Source organism: Microlunatus phosphovorus NM-1, from assembly GCF_000270245.1.
In the GTDB taxonomy this organism is placed as follows: Bacteria; Actinomycetota; Actinomycetes; order Propionibacteriales; family Propionibacteriaceae; genus Microlunatus; species Microlunatus phosphovorus.
In genome coordinates, this window is the sequence record NC_015635.1 from 4,253,807 (window position 1) to 4,274,176 (window position 20,370).

The window sequence follows — 20,370 nt, forward strand, 5'->3', positions numbered from 1 at the left end:
GCGCGCACTCACTGGTGCGCCAGAGTGGCTTCGACTGACTTGAAGCCACTCCAGCGCACCAGTCGATGAGCCCAGTCGCCGATCAGGCAGCTCAGACCTGAGGCAGGCCGGCCAGCAGTTGGCGGGCCATCACGATCCGCTGGACCTGGTTGGTGCCCTCGTAGATCTGGGTGATCTTGGCGTCCCGCATCATCCGCTCGACCGGGTAGTCCTTGGTGTAGCCATAGCCGCCGAGCAGCTGCACCGCATCGGTGGTGATCTCCATCGCCACGTCGGAGGCAAAGCACTTGGCCGCCGCGCCGAAATAGGTGAGATCGGCGTCGCCCCGCTCGGACTTGGCAGCGGCGACGTAGGTGAGCTGACGAGCCGCCTCCAGCTTCATACCCATGTCGGCGAGCATGAACTGCAGCCCTTGGAACTCGGCGATGGCCTTGCCGAACTGCTGCCGCTGCTTGACATAGCCGAGCGCATAGTCGAGGGCGCCCTGGGCGATGCCGATCGCCTGGGCGGCGATGGTGACCCGGGTGTGGTCGAGGGTCTTCATGGCCGTACCGAAGCCGGTGCCTTCGGCGCCGATCAGCCGGTCGCCGGGAATCCGTACGTGGTCGAGATAGACCTCCCGGGTCGGCGAGCCCTTGATGCCGAGCTTCTTCTCCGGTGCCCCGAACGACACACCCTGATCGGACTTCTCCACCACGAACGCGCTGATACCCCTGGAGCGCTTGTCCGGATCGGTGACGGCGAAGACCGTGTAGACCTCGGAGACGCCGGCATTGGTGATCCAGCGTTTGGTGCCGTTCAGCACCCAGTCGTCGCCGTCGCGTACGGCACGGGTCTTCATGCTGGCCGCGTCCGAACCAGCCTCCGGCTCGGAGAGGCAATAGGAGGCCATCGCCTCGCCGGTGGCCATCCCTGGGAAGTAGCGGGACTTGAGCTCCTCGGATCCGGCCAGCAGCCAGGGCACCGAGGCGAGCTTGTTGACCGCCGGGATCAGAGCCGACGAGGCGCAGACCCGGGCGATCTCCTCGATAACGATGGCCACCGCGAGCGCGTCCCCACCCGCACCGCCGTACGGCTCCGGCACATGCGGGGCGTGGAAGTCCGCGGCACGCAGCGCTTCGAACGACGCCTTGGGGAACTCCCCAAGTTCGTCGGCCTCGGCGGCGTGCGGCGCGATCTTCGCCTCGCACAGCTCCCGGACCGCCTCCCGGAGCGCCTGGTGATCCTCGGTCGGAGTGTAGATCTCGTCAAACGCGCTCACGATGCCAGCGTAGACCCCGCAACCTACTGGCAAGTAACATGCCTGGCGACGATCAATCGCCGCAGATCGCGACCATCTCTTCCCGTGGAACCACCTTGATCCGGCGACGCCCAGCTGCCTCGCCCAGGGCGATCTCATGGCTGTCCAGCCGCTCCCAGCCGTCGTAGCTGGTGAAAGCGATGCCGCGGCCGCGCAGATGCTGCACAATGGAACTCGGGTTCGCGTACTCGGGCCGAGGCAGTTCGTCGATATCGGCCAGCAGGCTGTCGATTGTCTCGGCTGCGTCGGACTTTGTGTGCCCGATCAGTCCGACCGGCCCTCGCTTGATCCAGCCGGTGGTGTAGACGCCCGTGACGGCGAAGTCGTCGAGATCGAGCACCCGCCCCGCCTGGTTCGGGATCACACCCCCGACGTGATCGAACGGGACGTCGGCCAGCGGCGAGGACAGATAGCCGACGGCCCGATAGACCGCCTGCACTGGCCAATCGGTGAACTCTCCGGTGCCTCGGACCTGCCCGTCGCCGACCAACTCGGTGCGCTCGGTCCGCAGTCCTTCGACTCGATCGACGCCGAGGATCGCAGCCGGAGCCGCGCAGAAATGGATGTGGATACGATGCGGTGCGCCCTTCGGCAACTTGTCGATCCAGCCGAACAACGTGTTGACCACCATCCTGGCCTGCCGGCTCTTCTGAACCGTGCGCTCGCTCGCCTCGTCCAACTCGAACCCCTCCGGATGGACGATCACGTCGACATTCGGCGAGTGGTCGAGCTCGCGCAGTTCCAATGGCGTGAACTTGATCTGCGCCGGGCCGCGGCGGGCGAAGACGTGCACATCGGTTGCCTGGTTTGCCTTCAGGCCCTGATAGACGTTGTCCGGGATCTCGGTGACCAACTGTTCATCGGCGGTCTTGGCCAGCACCCGGGCGATGTCCAGGGCCACGTTGCCGGCCCCGATCACGGCGACCTCACGGGCATCCAGCGGCCAGGTCCGCGGCACGTCAGGATGCCCGTCATACCAGGAGACGAAATCCGCCGCACCGTAGCTGCCGGGCAGCTCGATGCCCGGGATCTCCAACGGGCGGTCGGCGGCAGCGCCGGTAGCGAAGATCACCGCGTCGTAGTGCTGGCGCAGGTCAGCGAGCTTGACGTCGACCCCGTACGTGACGTTGCCGAAGAACCGGAGCCCGGGCTTGCTGAGGATCCGGCGGAGCGCGGTGATGATCTCCTTGATCCGGGGATGGTCGGGTGCCACGCCGTAGCGAACCAGGCCGTACGGCGCGGGCAGGCGCTCGAACAGGTCGACGCCGGCCCGACTCTCGCGCTCCTCGCAAGCCTTGGTCAAGATGTCGGCGGCATAGATGCCCGCCGGGCCGGCACCAACCACGGCAACACGCAGATCTCTCACAACTTCGCTCTCACTCGATCCAACAGACAAGAGGGCACATTTACGAAACAGTGTCCTTGCTAAAATCCTAGGCGGGAGCGGCGGCCGACTGCGGGTGATCTTGATCACGCATGAGGTAAGCCTAACCTTAGTAGGAGCGCTCGGAGTGCGCCTGACCTCCAGCCGATGGGAACCCCATTGCCGCCCTCCGACCCTTGTCCACACTTAACCGGTCAAGTAGCGTCCCGGAATGTGCCCCCGACGACGATGTCACCAACGCTGCGCTGCATGTCGCTGAACACCGCTGACTCCCCCGCCGGAGTCTCCTGGACCCTCATCCCGCTCACCCCACCGCCCGCCGAGTGGAGCCGAGTCGCCGTGGCCCCGATTCCGGCGACGGTGCCGGGAGAGGTGTACGCGGACCTGTTCGCCGCCGAGCTGATTCCCGACCCTTTCAACGGCGACAACGAGCGCCGGCTGCATTGGATCGGAAGCGTCGACTGGTCCTATCGCACCAGCTTCACCTTCGCACCCGGGGACGAGCAGCGGCACGACCTGGTTTTCGACGGTCTCGACACCATCGCGACCGTGCTGCTCAACGGCATCGAGGTCGGCCGGACCGCGAACCAGCATCGCAGCTACCGCTTCGATGTCGGCGACCTGGTCCGGACGGGCGAGAACGTCCTGGAGGTGCGCTTCGAGGGTCCGGTGACCGCAGCCCAGCGACTGTCGGAGGAGCTGGGCGAGCGACCGCGGGCATACGGTCATCCGTTCAACGCGATCCGCAAGATGGCCGCCGGTTACGGCTGGGACTGGGGGCCCGACCTGGCCGGGGTCGGGATCTGGAAGTCGGTCCGGATCGAGTCCTGGAGCACCGTCCGACTCGGGTCGGTACGACCGCTGGCGCTGGTGGACGGCACGACGGGACGGCTGGAGACGCACGTCGATTTGGAGTGGGCCGATCCAGTGGCCACGGATGTCGTTGAGGTGGTCGTCACTCTGGCTGATCAGACCATCGCCGTCCCGGTCATCCCTGGCGACACCGAAGCGACAGTCGAGCTCTCCGTCGACGATGTCGAACTCTGGTGGCCGATCGGTTACGGATCCCAGTCCCGCTACGACGTGACGGTGCAAGTCGGCGAGCAGTCCCACGCCGCCAAGGTCGGCTTCCGCACCGTCGAGCTGTCACACACCCCGGACGAGCACGGCACCGGGTTCGCGATCGTGGTCAACGGCACCCTGATCTATGTCAAGGGCTTCAACTGGATCCCGGACGATGCGTTGCTCACCCGGCTGTCACCGGCCACCTATCGCACCTCGATCGACGAGGCAGTCGCCGCCGGTGCGAACCTGCTGCGGGTCTGGGGCGGCGGCCTCTACGAGAGCGACGACTTCTACGAGGTCTGCGATGAGCTCGGGATCCTGGTTTGGCAGGACTTCTTGTTCGCCTGCGCCGCGTACGCCGAGGAGGAGCCGCTGCGCAGCGAGGTGATCGCGGAAGCCCGCGAGGCGGTCACCCGACTGTCGTCTCATCCCAGCCTGGCGGTCTGGAACGGCAACAACGAGAACATCTGGGGTTACGTGGAGTGGGGCTGGCGGCAGCCGCTGGCCGGTCGGACCTGGGGTGACGGCTACTACTCCGAGATCCTGCCGTCGATCGTGGCCGAGCTGGACCCGCCCGTGCCGTACTCCCCCGGCAGCCCTTACTCGTACGCGAAGTATCACCACCCGAACGACTTCCGCAGCGGCACCATGCACATCTGGGATGTCTGGAACCAGCTGGACTACAACCACTACCGGGACTACCCGGCCCGGTTCGTGTCGGAGTTCGGCTTTCAGGGCCCGCCCGGCTGGTCGACCTTGTTCTCGGTCGTCCACGACGAGCCCGCAGACCCGTACGGCGAACAGATGTTGGTGCACCAGAAGGCACACCAGGGCAACCTGAAGCTGGAGCGTGGGCTGGGCGACCATCTGCCGATGTGGTCGACGACGCCGACCCCGAACCTGGATGACTGGCACTGGCTGACCTCGCTCAACCAGGCACGAGCGGTCAGCTTCGGCGTGGAGCATCTGCGCAGCTACTACCCGCGCAACCGCGGCGCCATCGTGTGGCAGCTGAACGACAACTGGCCGGTGATCTCCTGGGCGGCCGTCGACTACGCCGGCATCCGCAAGCCGTTATGGCATGCGCTCCATCGGGCGTACGCCGACCGGCTGCTGACCTTCCAGCCCCGGCAGGACGAGGACGGCACCGACGTGCAAGCGCTGATCGCACACAACGACTCCGCAGACGTCTGGAGCGGTGAACTGGTGATCACCCGCCGCGGAACCGGAGTCGGTACGCCGGTGCTGGCCGAGCAGCGACTGCCACTGCATCTGGACGCCCGCTCGGCCCTCACCATCGCCCTGGATGCCGATGTGCTCAGCCCCGCCGACCCGACCGCAGAGTTCCTGACCGCGACTGGGACTTCGGAGGATAGGTCGGCGACGACGGCGTACGGGTACTTCGTCGAGGACACTGCCCTACAGCTGGTCGACCCGGCGGCGGCGTACCAGGTCACAGTGGTGCCGACCGAAGACGGCTACGACGTACGCCTGGAGGCAAAGGCCCTGGTCAAGGACGCCACCCTGTTCCCGGACCGGCTGGACCCCCGGGCCCGGGTGGACACCGCCCTGGTCACCCTCCCGGCCGGCGCCATGCACACTTTCCGGGTGACCGGCACCGAGTCCGACGGGATCGCAGGGCTGGGCGAGGTCGCCCTCACCGCCAAGCCCGTCCTCCGCAGCGTCAACGACCTCGCCTGACCCTCCACCTCACTCCTGCTCGGGTTTGTCGGCTTTGCTCGATCTACAGATCGAGCAGGACCGACAAACCCGAGCAGGAAGTAAGGAGTACGTCGGCGGTACGCGACTTGGGCTCAGAGATCCAGGTGACCGAGGAACTCGCCGGTGTACGGGCAGAGATAGGCGACCGTGTCCTTGATCCGGACGGTGAAGTCGGTGCCACCGGGGACCTCGAACTGCTCGCCTTCGCGGTAGGTCTTCCACTCACCCTGGCCGGCAGGCTGCTGCACGTCCCAGCTGCCACGAACGAGGTGCATCCACTCCTTGACCGGCGCCTCGAACGTCCACTCGCCGGGCTCCATGACGCCAACGGTGAAGTTGCCCTGCTCATTGCAGAACTCGAGGCTGCGTACCTGCCCGTCGAAGTACTCGTTCTGGCCGATCATCTGAACTCCTGCTTGGTTGTCGGTGAGTGGCTGCGTGGTCCGCGGCCCCGCCCAGGTTAGGAATCTGCTCCGGGTCGGTCTATCGCCACCATGGCGATGGCCACTTCCGTCAAGTGGCCGCAGCGGCGAAAACAGCGTGGTTCCCCGTAACACGAGCTTGCTAGGTTGACCGCTGTGACCGCCGACACACCGCCCGAGGCCTACCAGGCGCTCGTCCGGTCACTGGAGCTCCAGATCGATCTGACGGCGATCGTCGCCCGCGGCGGCGGCATCGAGCGGCTGCTGCGCGGTTGGCAGCAGCAGACCGGCGAACCGGTCGCGGCATTCCACCGGCTCGGCCACATCGGGACCGGCTCGTCGAGTGTCTGGTCGGCGCCGACCCACGACGCGCACTACGGGAGTACGGACTCGAGGTGCCACTGGGAGTCGGCGTCGCTGTCGCCCCGTGGCACGCGGCCCGGAGCATGCAGCAGGCCGGCGTCGCCCTCGAGACGAGTCGCCGGCTGGGCACCCCGATCGAGTACGTGGACGGCGCCTCCCACGAATTCCTGATCCGAGCCGCTCCGGCGGACTACCTGGAGTCCTTCGCCGACGCCACCCTGGCGCCGATCGAGTCGGCTCGCGGCGGAGCGGCCCTGCTGCTCACCCTGCACACCTGGCTCGTCGAGCGGCGCTCGGTGGATGCGACGGCGGACCGGCTGAACGTGCATCGACACACGGTGCGCAACCGTCTGCAGCGGATCGCCCAGCTGACCGGTCACGACATCGAGGCGATCGATGCGCAGACCGAACTCTGGCTGGCCCTGAAGGCGCGCGGATTCCGCGATCACCACCTGGACTGACCAGGCCGAACAACGAACCGACCGACCAGCACGCGAGGCCGCTCCCGATTCGCCGCAACGTACATCGTGCTGTGCCGGAACTGGCCGCGCGGCCATTCCCCCATGCCGACACCGATTGAAACCATATCCGGCAACACCCGTTCCCGAAGGTCCCTCGACTGGTACCTGACAGCTCCACCCGGCATCTGACAGGAGTCATCCATGTCCAACGCGCCCGACACCACCGAGCAGGAGAACCGCTCGGTGCTTCGCCGAGTCCTGATCGCCGGCGGCCTCGGCACCCTGCTGGAGTATTTCGACTACGCCAGCTACAGCTACCTCGCCACCACGATCGCGGTGGTCTTCTTCGCCTCCGAGGACCGTACGGTCGCGCTGATGAGCACCTTCGCGGTGTTCGCGCTCGCGTTCCTGGTGCGCCCGATCGGCGCCTTCGTCTGGGGCAGCCTGGGCGACCGGGTCGGCCGCAAGACCATCCTGTCCACCACGATCCTGCTCATGTCCGGGTCGACCTTCCTGATCGGCTTCCTGCCCGGGTACGCGACCATCGGCGTCCTCGCCCCGATTCTGCTGTTGCTGCTGCGGATGACGCAGAGCTTCGCTGCTTCGGGCGAGTACGCCGGCGCAGGCACCTTCATCGCCGAGTACGCGCCGCCCCACCGGAGAGGGCTGCTGACCAGCGTCGTGCCCCTGGGTTCGGCCGCCGGCTTCCTGCTCGCCTCGCTGATGGCGACGGTCTTCTACGCGACGATGTCCCCCGAGTTCCTCCATTCCTGGGGCTGGCGGATCCCCTTCCTCATCGCCGGACCGCTCGGCATCCTGGGTCTGTGGCTGCGGACCCGGCTGGAGGACACTCCCCAGTTCCGTCACGTGCAGGAGCTCGAACGCCAGCAGCGCGAGGTGGACGCGGCGGAACGTGCGGCGCTCTCCCGGGCCCACCGCTGGGCGGAGGTGCGCAGGAGTCTGCCGTCGATGCTCAAGGTGCTGCTCGTGATGTCGCTCAACGCAGGTGCGTACTATCTGCTGCTCAGCTACACGCCCACCTTCCTGATCGAGCAGGCGCACATGAGCGAGGCAAGCTCGAACCTGGTGGTCACGATCAGCCTGGTCGCCTATCTCGTCATCATCCCGGTCATCGCGCACTTCTCCGACCGTTTCGGGCGCAAACGCACCCTGCTGGTTTCGAGCATCGCGTTCATCGTGTTGTCGTACCCGATGATGAGCCTGTTCACCCGGGGCGGCGTGCTGCTGGCGACGACGGTGCTCATCGTCGGCCTGATCTTCTTCGCGATGAACGACGCGGTCTTCCCATCCTTCTTCACCGAGATGTTCGGCACTCGCTCCCGCTACCTCGGCTTCGCCCTGCCGTTCAACGTCGGCGCGTTGCTCTTCGGTGGCGTGGCGCCACTGATCGGCACCTGGCTCATCGCGGTGACCGGCAACTCCAGCGCCCCGGCGTTCTTCCTGATCTTCGTCGGAGTGCTGTCGCTGATCGGCCTGCTGCTCAGCCGCGAGACCGCGCGTACCGAACTGGTCGATGCCCAGAGCGAGGTCGGCAAGCATCCCGTCCCGTCCGCCTAAGGGCGCTGCGTCCCCCGTCGCGAGCGGCCGTGAGGCGGAGGGAGTCCTGGGAGCGCAGCCGAACAGCGAGTCGACGACCAACACCGCGAGCGGCCGCGAGGCGAGCGACGACAGAGTTGCTGCTCGGGTTTGTCGGCTTTGCTCGATCTGCAGATAGAGCAGGACCGACAAACCCGAGCAGCTTCGATGGGGCCCGGCGGACGTACGGAGCCGGGCGGGCTGAACCAGCGGGCGGTACCTCAGAGGGTCGCGGCCAGCGGATCCCAATCGGCAGGCAGCGGCGCGGACGGCTGCACCGTGCTCTCGACCTGGACGACCTCACCGGACTCCGCCGACTCGGCCATCGAGACCATGATGTCGAGCACGTGGTACGCCAGATCGCCGGTCGCGCGGTGCGGCCGACCCTCACGGATGGCGCGAGCCATGTCGAGCGCACCGGTGCCCCGGGCCGACTTCGCCTTGGTGGTGCCCAGGCTCTCCCAGTCGACACCCGGCCGACGCAGCTTGAGTTCGCCGTCGAACATGTTCGGATCCGGCATCTCCAGCACCGCATCGGTGCCGGTCACCTCGAGCAGGATCCGCTCCACCGCCGAGTCGAAGCTGAGCACCAGGGTCAGCGCCTGGCCGCTCTCGAACCTGGCCAGTGCCACCGTCTGGCTGGGCACGGTGACGTCGAACTCCTCACCGGCCTTGGGACCGGCCATGATCGTCCGGCGCTCCCGGGCCTTGGTGCCGATCGAGGCGACCGAAGCCACCGGACCGAAGAGCTGCACCAGCGCGGTCAGATAGTACGGGCCGATGTCGAACAGCGGGCCGGCACCATACTGGAACAGGAACGCCGGATTCGGATGCCACAGGTCGGGACCGGGCTGCTGCATCAAGAACAGCGCGCTCAGCGGCTGGCCGATCACACCGTCGGCCAGGGCCGCCTTGACCGCCTGCATGCCGGAACCGAGGAAGGTGTCCGGCGCACACCCGACGCGTACGCCAGCCGCGGCCGCCGCCTCGAGCGTGGCCTTGCCGGCCTCCCGATCCAAGGCCAGCGGCTTCTCGTTCCAGACGTTCTTGCCAGCCGCGATCGCCTGCGCAGCCACCTCCGCATGAGCCGACGGCACCGTCAGGTTGATGACGATCTCGATATCGGGGTTGTTCAGCACGACCTCTGAGCCGCCGGCGGAGGCGATGCCGTACTCAGCGGCCTTCGCCTCGGCGATCTCCGGGTAGAGGTCGCCGATCGCCAACAGCTCCGTGTCGGGGAACGACTTCAGATTCTCGATGTAGGTGCCACTGATCACGCCGGCGCCGATGATGCCGACACCGACGGGTCCACGACCGGCCATCAGAGCGCACCTCCCATCAGGAATTCCCGGCTCGCCCCGACGGCAGTCATCAGGTCGCCCTCGGAGTCGTCCAACTCGACCACGAACAGCGCGCTCGGCGCGGCCGCCAGGTAGTCGTTGACCGGTAGCGAACCGCTGCCGACCGCTACCTGCTTCTTGTCATCCAATGAACCGTCTCCATCCTTGACGTGCAGCGCGACGACCCGATCGCCGAGCCGCTCCAACAATGCCGGGACATCGGCGCCACCGGCATAGGCCCAATAGGTGTCCACTTCCAGCACCACGGCGGGATCGAGTTGCTCGGCCAGCACCTCCAGGCCGTGCCTGCCGTCGATCCTCGACTCCAGTTCGAAGTGGTGATTGTGATAGCCGACCGTCAGACCGTACTCGGCGGCCTTGCCGGCCACCGCATTCAGCTCCGCGGCGATCTCGGCGATACCTTCGGCGCTCTGCCAGCGGGCTGGGTCGGTGGACGGCACGATCACCGTCTCCATCCCGAGCTCCTTGGCCTTGACGAAGACATCGTCGACGTCCTCGGCGGTCAGCAATCCGATGTGGGTGGTCGGCGCCGACAACCCGTACGCGGCCAGCCCCGTCTTCAGATCGTCGAAGTACGTCACGAAGCTGAACGGCTCGACCTGGGTGTAGCCGAACTCGGCGATCCGCGCCAGGGTGCCGTCGAAGTCCTCCTCGAGCGCCCCACGCACGGTGTAGAGCTGGACCGACAGCTGGTCAGGGTTGGGCATGCTCTCTCCTCGAGAGCCGGGCAGACCGGCTCGATGTCACTTGGTGTCTCCGGTCACAGCTGTTCCACCGAACCGGTTCAGTCGCTACCGTACGCGATGTGAAGCGCGTCACGATCAACGACATCGCGCAGCGAGCGGGGGTGTCGAAGGGTGCGGTGTCGTATGCGCTGAACGGACGCCCCGGAGTATCCCAACAGACCCGCGACAAGATCCTCGAGGTGGCCCGCGAACTCGGCTGGGCACCCAGCCGCACCGCCCGGATGCTGTCCGGCTCACGGACCGAGACCTTCGGGTTGATCCTCGCTCGCGATCCTCGCATCCTCGGCTCCGAACCGTTCCACATGATGTTCATCGCCGGACTGCAGGCCGAGCTCTCCCGGCGCGGGTACGCATTGCTGCTCCAGCTCACGGCGACCGCGGCAGAAGAGCTCGAGCTCTACCCCCGCTGGTCGTCGGAACGGCGCGTGGATGCGGTGATCGTCGTGGACATGCGGGTCGACGACCCCCGAGTGGGAACCCTGTGCGCTCTCGGGATGCCGGCCGTCTTCGTCGGCGATCCGAGTCAGACCGGCGGCTTCACGACCGTCTGGACCGACGACGCCGCCGCGATGACGGCCGCAATCCGCCGACTGGTCGAGCTCGGCCATCGACGGTTCGGCCGGGTGGCCGGTACGCCGGAATTCAGCCATACCCGGGTACGCGACCGCGCGTTCGAGCAGGTGATCACCGCAGAAGGCGTCACCGGCACCATCATCCACGCCGACTACTCCGACGCCGCCGGGCGTCAGGCGACCCGGGATCTGTGGGCACTGCCGGAGCGACCCACCGCGATCGTCTACGACAACGACCTGATGGCGGTCGCCGGTTTGTCGGCGTTCTCCGAGATGGGGGTCGAGGTGCCCGCCGAGGTCAGTCTGCTGGCCTGGGACGACTCCCATCTGTGCGCCATCACCCATCCGCAGCTGTCGGCTCTGCATCACGACGTGATGGCTTTCGGCGCCCACGTCGGACGCCGTCTGTTCGAGCTGCTGGACGGCGCCGAGCCTGCCGCGCATGCCGACTCGACGCCGGGGCTGCTGGAACGCGAGAGCACCGGCCCACCACCCTGCTGAGTCTTTGGCGGCCTGCCGACTCGTCGGAGGCGAAAACCAGCTGACCGGAGAGGGCTAGGTTGAGGGGACAACCAACTCCCACGGTGCCCTGGAAAGGACTCGTGCTCATGTCCGACGCAGCAACCGGCCTCACCCTCGACCCCGCCACTACTGCCGTGGTGCTGATCGAGTACCAGAACGACTTCACCAGCGAGGGCGGCGCGCTGCACGGCGCCGTTGCCGAGGTGATGGGATCCACCGACATGCTCGCCAAGACGAAAGCGCTGGCGAGCGCGGCACGATCTGCCGGCGCGACGATCATGCATGCCCCGATCACCTTCGTCGCCGGGTATCACGAGATCTCCTCGCACCCGTACGGGATCTTGAAGGGGGTGGTGGACGGCAACGCCTTCGTCAAGGACACCTGGGGCGCCGCGATCGTCGACGACCTCGCACCGCAACCAGGAGACATCGTGATCGAAGGCAAGCGCGGGCTGGACACATTCGCCAGCACCAACCTGGACTTCATCCTGCGCAGCAAGGGAATCACCACGATCGTGCTGGGCGGCTTCCTGACCAACTGCTGCGTGGAATCGACCATGCGCACCGGATACGAGAACGGCTATCGGGTGGTCACCGTGACCGACTGCACCGCCGCGACATCGACGGCCGAGCACGAGAGCGCGATTCGATTCGACTATCCGATGTTCTCGCTTCCGGTCAGCGCCGACGACGTGATCAACGCCTTGGCCGGAGCCGCATGATGGCTGGTCTCAACCATGTCGAGCCAGGCGGCCCCCCGCTGACCCTTCAGCTGTCCGACGACGTCACCATGACCAAGATCAGCGTCGGACCAATGGACAACAACGCGTACCTGATCGTGCCGGACAGCGGCGGCGCGGTGCTCATCGACGCCGCTGACGACGACACCCGGCTGCTGGAGCTGATCGGCGAGCGCGAGGTCGCGGTGATCATCACCACCCACCGGCACGGTGATCACTGGCAGGCACTGCCGTCGGTCGCGGAGGCCACGAAGGCCGAACTGGTGTGCGGCCGGCCCGACGTCGGTGCCATCGCCACCGGCGCCTGGGTCGAGGGCCTCGTCGGCGCCTGGGACGGCGATGCGGTGACCGTGGGCGACGGCGAGCTGAAGGTCATCGGCCTGGTGGGCCACACGCCCGGGTCGATCGCCCTCGCCTACACCGGCGCGGACGGCGTGGTGCATCTGTTTACCGGCGACAGTCTCTTCCCGGGCGGTCCCGGACGCACGCTGAGTCCGGCCGACTTCACCTCGTTGATGGACGACCTGGAGGCAAAGATCTTCGCGCGCTTCGACGACCGTGCGGTGGTGCATCCGGGCCACGGGGACGACACCACGCTCGGTGCCGAACGGCCGCAGCTGACCGAGTGGCGAGCACGCGGCTGGTAGTCGCGTCTGGTGGGCCCGGCTATAGCGGCAGTCGGTTGCGCAGATCGGCGGGCAGCAGCAGACCGGCACGAATCAGCCGAGAGGCCACCACCACCGTGATGGTCTGCGCCGACAGCAGCCCGATGAGAACCAACAGCTGAGCAGCGCCGGCCTGCACCGGCGTACCACCGCCGAGCAGGACACCGACGAAGGCACCGGGCAGCGTCACCAGGCCCACCGTCCGGGTCTGGTCCAGACCGGGGACGAGCGCCTCGGGCAGATGGCGCCTGATCACCTCGTCGATCGCCTCCGGACGAGTCAGTCCGATCGACAGACCGGCCTCGAGAGTGCCGTACTCGTCACGCATCGCGGTGAACACCCGGCGGCCGGTCAGCGAACTGGCCGTCATCGCCCCGCCGATCACGATGCCGGCCACCGGGACCAGTGAGGCCCCAGTGAACGGCACCGCGCCGGAGGCGAAGATGATCGCCAGCGTCGGAACCACCCCGGTCAAGATGGCGACCCCCACCCATGGCCAGGTACGGGGTGCCTCGATGCGACGGGACGAGGTGAAGACCGCGATCCCGAGCATGAACGCGCCGAAGAGCAGCGACCACCACACCGAGCCGAGGACGGCTGTGATCACCAGGGCGACCACGGCGAGCTGAATCGTGGCGCGTACGGCCGCCGTGGCGATCTGCTTCTGGTGCCTCAGGCCGCCGAGCCAGGAGATGGTGACGGCCAGCAGCAGCAAGGCAATCAAGGCGACGACGAGCGCTGGACCTGGTTCGTTGGGCATGTCAGGGAGTGATCTCGTCTAGTCGTTGGCTGCCGAGCGTCTTCGGGTGATAGCGACCGCGTACGGCGAATTCGCGGGCTCGATGACTGGACAAAGCCAGGAGCACCAATGTGCCGGTGGCAATGGTCGGCAGTTGGGAGATGCCGATCAGCTGGGATCCGCTGAGGTCGGCGAAGAAGGCACTGAGGATCGTGAGCACCGAATAGACCATCAGCAGCAGCCGAGACCAGTTGCGACCGACCCACGTCGCTGCTCCGAGGAGGATGTCCAGCACCGCCCCCGCTGCGATGATGGCTGCCGCGATGGTCACCAGCGTGGTCTGGTTGATCCCATCCGTGTCACCCACCTCCGCCTGGGTCCCTACCAGCCTGGGAGCGAGGACCATGACCAGCGCGAGCAGCAGAGTGCCGAAGCCACGGACGACCGCTACCCCGCCGCCGAACACGGTCTGCGCGGGCCGCTTGTCCCGGCTATCGCTCTGCTGCTCGGACGGCACCGGTGCGGCCGGCACAGCTCGCAGATCCATGATCGGAAGATCACCGTCGGTCTGGATCAGGTCGCCGCCGCCGTTGCGCGAGTGATAGCCGCTGGAGAAGTCCTTGATCACCCGGACGGAGGAGTCCGGGTTCGCCTCGGTCACCGTATGCACCACGAAGTCTCGTTCGATGTCGGTGTTCGCCTCGATCTTGTGGGTGATCTGGAAGGTGAACAGCGAGAGCCCCACACTCTTGTCGAAGGTCCCGGCGGCGAGCCAGTCAACCGCATAGCCGCCGGGCAGCATCCAGCCGTCCGGACAGCGCCAGAACCGGACATGATGACGCTGCGACGTACTGCCACCAACCTCTTGCTGGTAAGCGAAATCCTGCTGCCGATCGAACAGCAGCAGTGGGCTGACCGGCGCGTTCGGATAGCTCCGGCGCGCCACGGTGGCCGTGATCATCTTGCGACCGGACTTGGCATCGAGATCGTCGGCCCGGATCCAACCGGCCTTGGTCATCGCCTGGTGCAGTTGCCCCTCGTGCCCGAGCAGTGCGATGTTCACCGGGTCGCCGAGCAGCCCGTCCGCGGTGCGGGTCCGGCCGATGAAGTACCCCGGCACATAGATGACGGTGAGGATCCGGTGCAGCCGCGGCAACAGCAGATAGGTGAACACGACCCAGAACGCCGCCAGCAACAGCAACGGCCAACCCGGGCGCACTCCCTGCCGCAGCAACAGGTACGCGAGCCACAGCGCAGCCAGCCCGGCGAACGCGAAGAACGCCGCGTCGATGTGGTCCATCAGGCTCGATCGTCGCCGGACAGACCGTCGGGTGGCAGTCACGGCGCTGAGTCTAGGATCCCACCGAGCTGTCTCCCGAACCGGTGACATCTCAGCCTCGACCTGGGCAGCTACCCGCGTAACTTCCTGCCTCGCAAGCGGTCGGAGCGCGAATCAATCAGTTGCTCAGGTCCATCGGCCGTTCAGGTCAATCAGCCGTTCAGGGCGCCCGATGAATCTCGATCCGCTCCCCGTCAGGATCGGTCAGCTCGATGTGCGGCGCGTCCTCGGTTACCAGCGTGGTCTCGAAGCCGGCGTCACGCAGACGCGCGTCCAGGACTTCGAGCGGCTCGTGAGTCTCGAACCCGATCCGCACCTCGTAAGCAGGCCCGAACAAGTCGTCGTCGGCCTCGCGGGCGCTTGGGGAGTCGACCTCGCCGGCATGGATGCCGATCACCCCGGACCGCTCTCCCGCACGCAACCCGATCCACCAAGGATCGTCGTAGGACGATGCGACGAAGCCGAAGGAGGCGAACCAGGCCGCCTCGGCCTTCATCTCCGAAGTGACGCAGACCGCGACCACATCCAGACTCGGTGCCTCTTCCTCAGGGTGGGTGCGATAGCCCCCGTACAGGTCCTCCTGGCTGTCTCCGTTCAGCCCGATCACCCGGCCGTCGCGCGACGCCACGACCCCCTGCTTGCCGTACGTCTCGTCCCAGACCTTGACGTGGTGTCCCAGTTCGGTGAGTTCCTCGGCGGCCAACACGACATCCGTGGTCGCGAAGTTCAGCGCAGTATGTTGAGGCACCACGCCGGACTCGGTGTTGAGCGCATCGTGGACGCCCAGGGTCCCGGAACGGCCATGGAAGGTCGCGAAGGTGCCGTTGTCGTGGCTGAACGACTTGTGCAGGCCGAGTCGGGTATAGAAGTCGATCATCGCCGGTGCGTTCGGCGAGAACCGCAGGGGCCAGATCACGTACGGAAGAATCATTGGGATTCCTTTCTGGACAGGTAGTCGGTGAGCGCGGACTGGACGACGGCCGACAGACTCCGGCCCTCGTCGATGGCTCGATGTTTGAAGGCTTTGACCAGGTCCGGCGGCAGATAGACGTTGAACTGGACCTTGGCGGGCGGCTTGTCCGGCATATCTAGAATGCTAGCAATCTAGAGTCTTAGTGTCTAGCCGTGGCACGGCGAGCTGGCCGTGAATGCGGCGTCACCGTCCGTCTGGCGCCGCGGGGCCACGGATGATCGGCGATTGAGCGTGCTGGGCGTACGTCTTGCGCCCCCGGGCCAAGGACGACCGCGGATCGACCGCAGCTCTCGCGCTGCACCGTGACTCGAGAGCGCTGGCCTCCGATCGCACAAGGTCAGCGGACGCTGATCGTCACGGTGTGCCAGCCGGTCGCGCCATCGGGGTCCGGTCGGGCCAACTCGGCGGTCTGTTGCTGGCCATCGGCATTCGTGGCCCGGACGGCGACCTCGTGGGTTCCGGGAGTCGCGTCCCAGCGATAGAGCCATTGCCGCCAGGTGTCGGGCCCGGTCGCCTCGGCCAGTTCCGCGGCGTGCCAGACGTCGTCGATGCCGACCTCGACCTTCGCGATCCCGGTGTGCTGATCCCAGGCCACGCCGGCGACCACCACCTGACCCGCGTCCACGGTGTGTCTGCGAGGCACGTCGATCCGCGATGCCGTCTTGATCGGACCCTTGGCCGACCAACCAAGCGGAGTCCAATATCCCTGGTCTGCGTCGAACGTGGTGACCTTCAGCTGGCGTACCCACTTGGTGGCCGACACATAGCCGTAGAGCCCCGGCACCACCATCCGTACGGGATAGCCGTGCTCGAGCGGCAGCGCCTCGCCGTTCATACCGACCGCCAGCAGTGCTTGGCGATCCGGATCGGTCAGCACCGAAAGTGGCGTCCCGGCGGTCCAGCCATCCTGGCTGGTCGACAGCACCATGTCAGCCCCGGCTTGCACGCCCGCCTGCGCCAGCAACTCGCGAATCGGGTAGCCCAGCCAGACCGCATTGCCGACCAGATCTCCGCCGACCTCGTTGGAGACGCACGTCAGTGTCGTGACGTGCTCGACCAACGGCTTGGCAATCAGGTCGCTGAAGGAGATGGTGACCTCACGCTCCACCATGCCCGTGACCGTGAGGGACCAGTCGGCGGCGGCGATGATCGGCAATTGCAGGGCCGTATCGATGCGATAGAAGTCCGCATTGGGCGTCAGGTAAGGCGACAGGTCGTCCACCCCCAAGTCAGCGCCGGCCGGGATCGGGTCGCGTCGGGTCGGGATCGGCAGCCGAAATCGTGACCGCGCCTCCTCCACCGCCCCGGCCGTCGCGATCAGCAACCGTCCCGCGACTGCACTGGCAATGGCGACGGTTCCGACGACCGCGGTCCAGATCAGGAAGCTACGCCGGGCGAGCGTCGGCTCCAGCGGATCGGCAGTCTCTGATCCGGCTGCCGGGGCAGTCGCCGATGACCAGTCGGCCAGGCGACTCAGCAGGAGCCGCAGCACCAGATAGCCGACCGTGAGTCCGAGCACCGTGGGCACGATCGCGTCAAGCGATGCCTGATCGCCGGTCAGCACGGCCCCGATCCCGATGGCAGCCACGCCGGCGAAGACCAGCCCACCCGCGTACCGCCGTCGCTGCTCGAGTCGCCCGGCAAGCCCACAGAGGCCCAGCACGCCGAGCGCGACGATCACCAGCAGCACTGGCTTGTCCGCGGTGCCGAGCGTCTCCTTGCCCCAGTTGACCAAACCCGCCGGCAGCAGGTCGATGATCATGGAACCCACGGCGGCCACCGGGGAGCCGGCCGGAGCGATCAGGTACGCCGTCAGATCGGCGACCGCCATCCCGGCCACTCCGCCGATCGCGCCACACAGCCAGCCCCAGCCGGCTCTGACTTCGGCTGCGGAACTGGCGGCGACCGGCTCCGCGCGAGGCGCCGTTTGTGTCATGCCTCCATCGTGCGCTCGTGCAAGTCAGCTGACAACGAACGATTCCCTTACGGTGGTGTGCGTCTCCGAGGAACTGTCTGCTCCCAAACCGCCTCCGCTGGCCTTCGCGGCTGCCTGTGCCGCTCTGGGTCTGCCTGCGGACCAGGTGTTGATGGTCGGTGACAATCCGAAGACCGACATCGACGGCGCACTCGCGGCAGGGCTGCATGCTGCCTACATCTCTCGCGATGCCGTCGTCGAACGGCCGGGCTGGGGGAACCGCGTCCGCCAACTCTCTCGAACGTGACCGAACTCAGGCTGTCTCCGATCGAAGCTTGAGGTGGCGGCGAACAAGGTGTGCGATCTTGCCGTGACATCCCGGCAGAATCGCTCAGCTTCTGCGGGCCACGGTGCAACATGCCAGCGGCACCGAGGCCCGTGCGGGCTGATGTAGGACTCTGGTCTGATGTCTGATGAGAGCAACAGCCCTAGGCTGGCGCACGACATGACCAGCTCGGGCGATCGCGTGAGAGACCCTGACCTGCCGGTCGCCCGTGGCCGAAGCTGGGCCCTCGACCTCATCCTCGCCGGCCTGGTCACCGGGATCTGTGTGCCGGCCAGCGATCCCTGGGGCCGGGACGCCATGGTGCTGTCGCTCCTGCTGACCTCCTCGCTGCTGGTGCGCCGCAGCCACCCCCGGGTTGCGCTCGCCTGGGCGACCACAGCGAGTCTGTTGCAGGTCTACTACCTGCCGACTCCGACGCTGAGCATCGTCGTCGTGCCGATGATCGTGTATGCGGTCACCCGCAACGCCAGCCCTCGAACCGGCCTCGTCGCCTTGTGGATCGGACTTGCCGGCGCAGTCATCGGGCCGGCCAGATGGAGCGGTCTGACCGACAATCCGATCGCTTTCGCGGTGACGGCGACGGCCTGCGCTGCCATCGTGACCGGCGCCTATCTGCTCGGGCGCCAGCTCCGGGAACAGCAGATCAACCGCCGCCAGCGCGCCCAGGCCGAGCTGGAGCGACTACGGCTGCAGCAGTCGGAGCAGGAGCAGCGGGCCCGTGCGGTCGCCATCGACGAGCGGAGCCGGATCGCCCGGGAACTGCACGACATCGTGGCCCACTCCCTGTCGGTGATCGTCGTGCAAGCCGAGGGCGGCCGGGCGGTGGTGCTGAAACGGCCGGAGGTAGGAGCCGAAGTGCTGGACACGATCGCGGAGACCGGGCGTACTTCCCTGGCAGAGATGCGCCGCATCGTCGACGTCCTCCGTGGCGGTTCCGCAGAGGCCAGCTATCTGCCCTCCCCCGGCCTGGGAGATCTCGCCGAACTGGTGGCTCGCTCCGGTGATCGCTTCCAACTCCTCGTCCGGGGCACGACTCCGGCCGTCCCGGCGGCCATCGGACTCACCGTCTATCGGGTCGTACAGGAGTCGATCACCAACGTGTTGAAGCATGCCGGGCCGGCGGCGACCGCTCAGATCCGGATCGACTATCTGCCTGCTTCGATCGAGATCGAGGTCAGCGACGACGGCCGCGGCGCGGCCGCACACCATGCCGCCACGGACAGCCGAGCCGGCGCAGCCCCAGAGCCCGGGCACGGACTCCGCGGCATGGCCGAAAGGGTGTCGTTGATGCACGGCAGGCTCGATGCCAGGCCGCGGCCGGGCGGCGGCTTCGTTGTCCGAGCCTCGATCCCCCTGCCCGCCACCACCACGACCGGCCCTGTATCTGGGAGCAGCTCATGATCACCGTCTTCCTGGTCGATGATCAGGCACTGGTCCGCAGCGGATTTGCCCTGTTGATCAATGCCGAGGACGATCTCGAGGTCGTCGGTGAAGCGGCCGACGGTCAGCAGGCGGTGGATGCGCTCGCCCGACAACAGGTCGATGTGGTCCTGATGGACATCAGAATGCCGCGGATGGACGGCATCGAGGCCACCAGGTGCATCCTCGGCAGACCACAGCCACCCAAGATCTTGATCTTGACCACCTTCGATCTGGACGAGTACGTCTACGCGGGTCTGCAAGCCGGGGCCAGCGGCTTCCTACTCAAGGACGCCCGTCCGACCGAGCTGCTCTCGGCCATCCGCAATGTCGCCGCCGGGGATGCGGTCGTCGCACCGAGCGCAACCAGGAGACTGCTCGAGCATGTCCTGCCGACGCTGCCGGCGACCTCGCCGCCGAGCGGCCCGGACTCACGGCTGTCGGTGCTCACCGAACGCGAGATCGACGTTCTGGTGGAGATCGCCGATGGTGCGACCAACGCCGAGATCTGTCAGCGGCTCTATCTGGCCGAGGGCACGATGAAGACCCATATCGGCCGGCTGCTTTCCAAGCTCGGCATCCGGGACCGAGTCGGCCTGGTGCTGTTCGCGTACGAGACGGGGCTGGCACCGCGCGCGGGCTGATCACGATCAGCCCGTGGTCTGATCACGGGCGGAACAGGTCCCGACCGTGCTCCGATGTCACGCCGGGTCGGTGCCG

The 20,370-nt window shown here is 66.9% G+C and carries 20 protein-coding genes; 9 read left to right on the top strand and 11 right to left on the bottom strand.

Annotated elements, in window-relative coordinates:
• Positions 1–91 precede the first annotated feature (91 nt).
• Together MLP_RS19110 and MLP_RS19115 are read right to left on the bottom strand one after the other, a co-directional pair.
• On the bottom strand, positions 92–1,261 hold the full coding sequence (locus MLP_RS19110; RefSeq protein ID WP_013864808.1) for an acyl-CoA dehydrogenase family protein: 1,170 nt from the start codon (positions 1,259–1,261) through the stop codon (positions 92–94).
• Between the two features lie 52 nt (positions 1,262–1,313).
• Positions 1,314–2,774: an FAD-dependent oxidoreductase gene (locus MLP_RS19115; protein ID WP_231851342.1), complete on the bottom strand. Its 1,461-nt coding sequence runs from the start codon at positions 2,772–2,774 to the stop codon at positions 1,314–1,316.
• A 159-nt stretch (positions 2,775–2,933) separates the two neighbouring features.
• Between MLP_RS19115 and MLP_RS19120 the strand changes: the two genes are divergently transcribed.
• Positions 2,934–5,450, top strand: a complete 2,517-nt coding sequence (locus MLP_RS19120) for a glycoside hydrolase family 2 protein (protein ID WP_049804596.1) — start codon at positions 2,934–2,936, stop codon at positions 5,448–5,450.
• 113 nt (positions 5,451–5,563) lie between these two features.
• Here the strand turns inward: MLP_RS19120 and ppnP are convergent, their stop codons facing one another.
• Together ppnP and MLP_RS29270 are read right to left on the bottom strand one after the other, a co-directional pair.
• The gene (gene ppnP / locus MLP_RS19125) at positions 5,564–5,875 is read right to left on the bottom strand and encodes a pyrimidine/purine nucleoside phosphorylase (protein WP_013864811.1); all 312 of its coding nucleotides are present in this window, start codon (positions 5,873–5,875) and stop codon (positions 5,564–5,566) included.
• 219 nt (positions 5,876–6,094) lie between these two features.
• A complete protein-coding gene (locus MLP_RS29270; protein WP_269453364.1) occupies positions 6,095–6,217 on the bottom strand; it encodes a hypothetical protein in 123 nt (40 codons plus the stop codon).
• A gap of 71 nt (positions 6,218–6,288) precedes the next feature.
• On the opposite strand from MLP_RS29270, the gene MLP_RS19130 reads away from it, so the two are divergent.
• Complete coding sequence (locus MLP_RS19130; protein WP_013864813.1) at positions 6,289–6,717, top strand: PucR family transcriptional regulator; 429 nt, start codon at positions 6,289–6,291, stop codon at positions 6,715–6,717.
• Positions 6,718–6,918: 201 nt separating this feature from the next.
• Complete coding sequence (locus MLP_RS19135) at positions 6,919–8,295, top strand: MFS transporter (RefSeq protein ID WP_013864814.1); 1,377 nt, start codon at positions 6,919–6,921, stop codon at positions 8,293–8,295.
• Positions 8,296–8,534: 239 nt separating this feature from the next.
• Here the strand turns inward: MLP_RS19135 and MLP_RS19140 are convergent, their stop codons facing one another.
• Entirely contained in the window at positions 8,535–9,635 is a 1,101-nt protein-coding gene (locus MLP_RS19140) for a Gfo/Idh/MocA family protein (protein WP_013864815.1), read from the bottom strand.
• The gene (locus MLP_RS19145; RefSeq protein WP_013864816.1) at positions 9,635–10,381 is read right to left on the bottom strand and encodes a sugar phosphate isomerase/epimerase family protein; all 747 of its coding nucleotides are present in this window, start codon (positions 10,379–10,381) and stop codon (positions 9,635–9,637) included. The genes MLP_RS19140 and MLP_RS19145 overlap by 1 nt, the downstream gene beginning before the upstream one ends.
• A gap of 98 nt (positions 10,382–10,479) precedes the next feature.
• Here MLP_RS19145 and MLP_RS19150 point away from each other — a divergent pair, with 98 nt between their 5' ends.
• From MLP_RS19150 to MLP_RS19160, 3 genes are all read left to right on the top strand, one after another.
• Positions 10,480–11,493, top strand: a complete 1,014-nt coding sequence (locus tag MLP_RS19150) for a LacI family DNA-binding transcriptional regulator (RefSeq protein WP_013864817.1) — start codon at positions 10,480–10,482, stop codon at positions 11,491–11,493.
• Positions 11,494–11,600: 107 nt separating this feature from the next.
• Positions 11,601–12,236 (top strand): cysteine hydrolase family protein, encoded by a 636-nt coding sequence (locus MLP_RS19155; RefSeq protein ID WP_013864818.1) that lies wholly within the window; start codon positions 11,601–11,603, stop codon positions 12,234–12,236.
• Positions 12,233–12,901, top strand: a complete 669-nt coding sequence (locus MLP_RS19160; RefSeq protein ID WP_013864819.1) for an MBL fold metallo-hydrolase — start codon at positions 12,233–12,235, stop codon at positions 12,899–12,901. Before MLP_RS19155 ends, MLP_RS19160 begins: the two co-directional genes overlap by 4 nt.
• Positions 12,902–12,920: 19 nt before the next feature.
• On the opposite strand, the gene MLP_RS19165 is transcribed toward MLP_RS19160, so the two are convergent.
• From MLP_RS19165 to MLP_RS19185, 5 genes are all read right to left on the bottom strand, one after another.
• Complete coding sequence (locus MLP_RS19165; RefSeq protein ID WP_013864820.1) at positions 12,921–13,679, bottom strand: ABC transporter permease; 759 nt, start codon at positions 13,677–13,679, stop codon at positions 12,921–12,923.
• A 1-nt stretch (position 13,680) separates the two neighbouring features.
• A complete protein-coding gene (locus MLP_RS19170) occupies positions 13,681–15,000 on the bottom strand; it encodes an LssY C-terminal domain-containing protein (RefSeq protein WP_231851343.1) in 1,320 nt (439 codons plus the stop codon).
• Positions 15,001–15,157: 157 nt separating this feature from the next.
• A complete protein-coding gene (locus MLP_RS19175; protein WP_013864822.1) occupies positions 15,158–15,928 on the bottom strand; it encodes a VOC family protein in 771 nt (256 codons plus the stop codon).
• The gene (locus MLP_RS19180) at positions 15,925–16,083 is read right to left on the bottom strand and encodes a ribbon-helix-helix domain-containing protein (RefSeq protein ID WP_013864823.1); all 159 of its coding nucleotides are present in this window, start codon (positions 16,081–16,083) and stop codon (positions 15,925–15,927) included. Before MLP_RS19180 ends, MLP_RS19175 begins: the two co-directional genes overlap by 4 nt.
• Positions 16,084–16,307: 224 nt before the next feature.
• Complete coding sequence (locus tag MLP_RS19185) at positions 16,308–17,906, bottom strand: molybdopterin-dependent oxidoreductase (RefSeq protein ID WP_013864824.1); 1,599 nt, start codon at positions 17,904–17,906, stop codon at positions 16,308–16,310.
• Here MLP_RS19185 and MLP_RS26640 point away from each other — a divergent pair.
• From MLP_RS26640 to MLP_RS19200, 3 genes are all read left to right on the top strand, one after another.
• A complete protein-coding gene (locus tag MLP_RS26640) occupies positions 17,905–18,192 on the top strand; it encodes an HAD-IA family hydrolase (RefSeq protein WP_083843881.1) in 288 nt (95 codons plus the stop codon). The genes MLP_RS19185 and MLP_RS26640 overlap by 2 nt on opposite strands.
• Before the next feature lie 159 nt (positions 18,193–18,351).
• The gene (locus MLP_RS19195; RefSeq protein ID WP_013864826.1) at positions 18,352–19,632 is read left to right on the top strand and encodes a sensor histidine kinase; all 1,281 of its coding nucleotides are present in this window, start codon (positions 18,352–18,354) and stop codon (positions 19,630–19,632) included.
• Positions 19,629–20,294, top strand: coding sequence for a response regulator transcription factor (locus tag MLP_RS19200; RefSeq protein ID WP_013864827.1), 666 nt, complete (start codon positions 19,629–19,631; stop codon positions 20,292–20,294). The genes MLP_RS19195 and MLP_RS19200 overlap by 4 nt, the downstream gene beginning before the upstream one ends.
• Positions 20,295–20,370 lie beyond the last annotated feature (76 nt).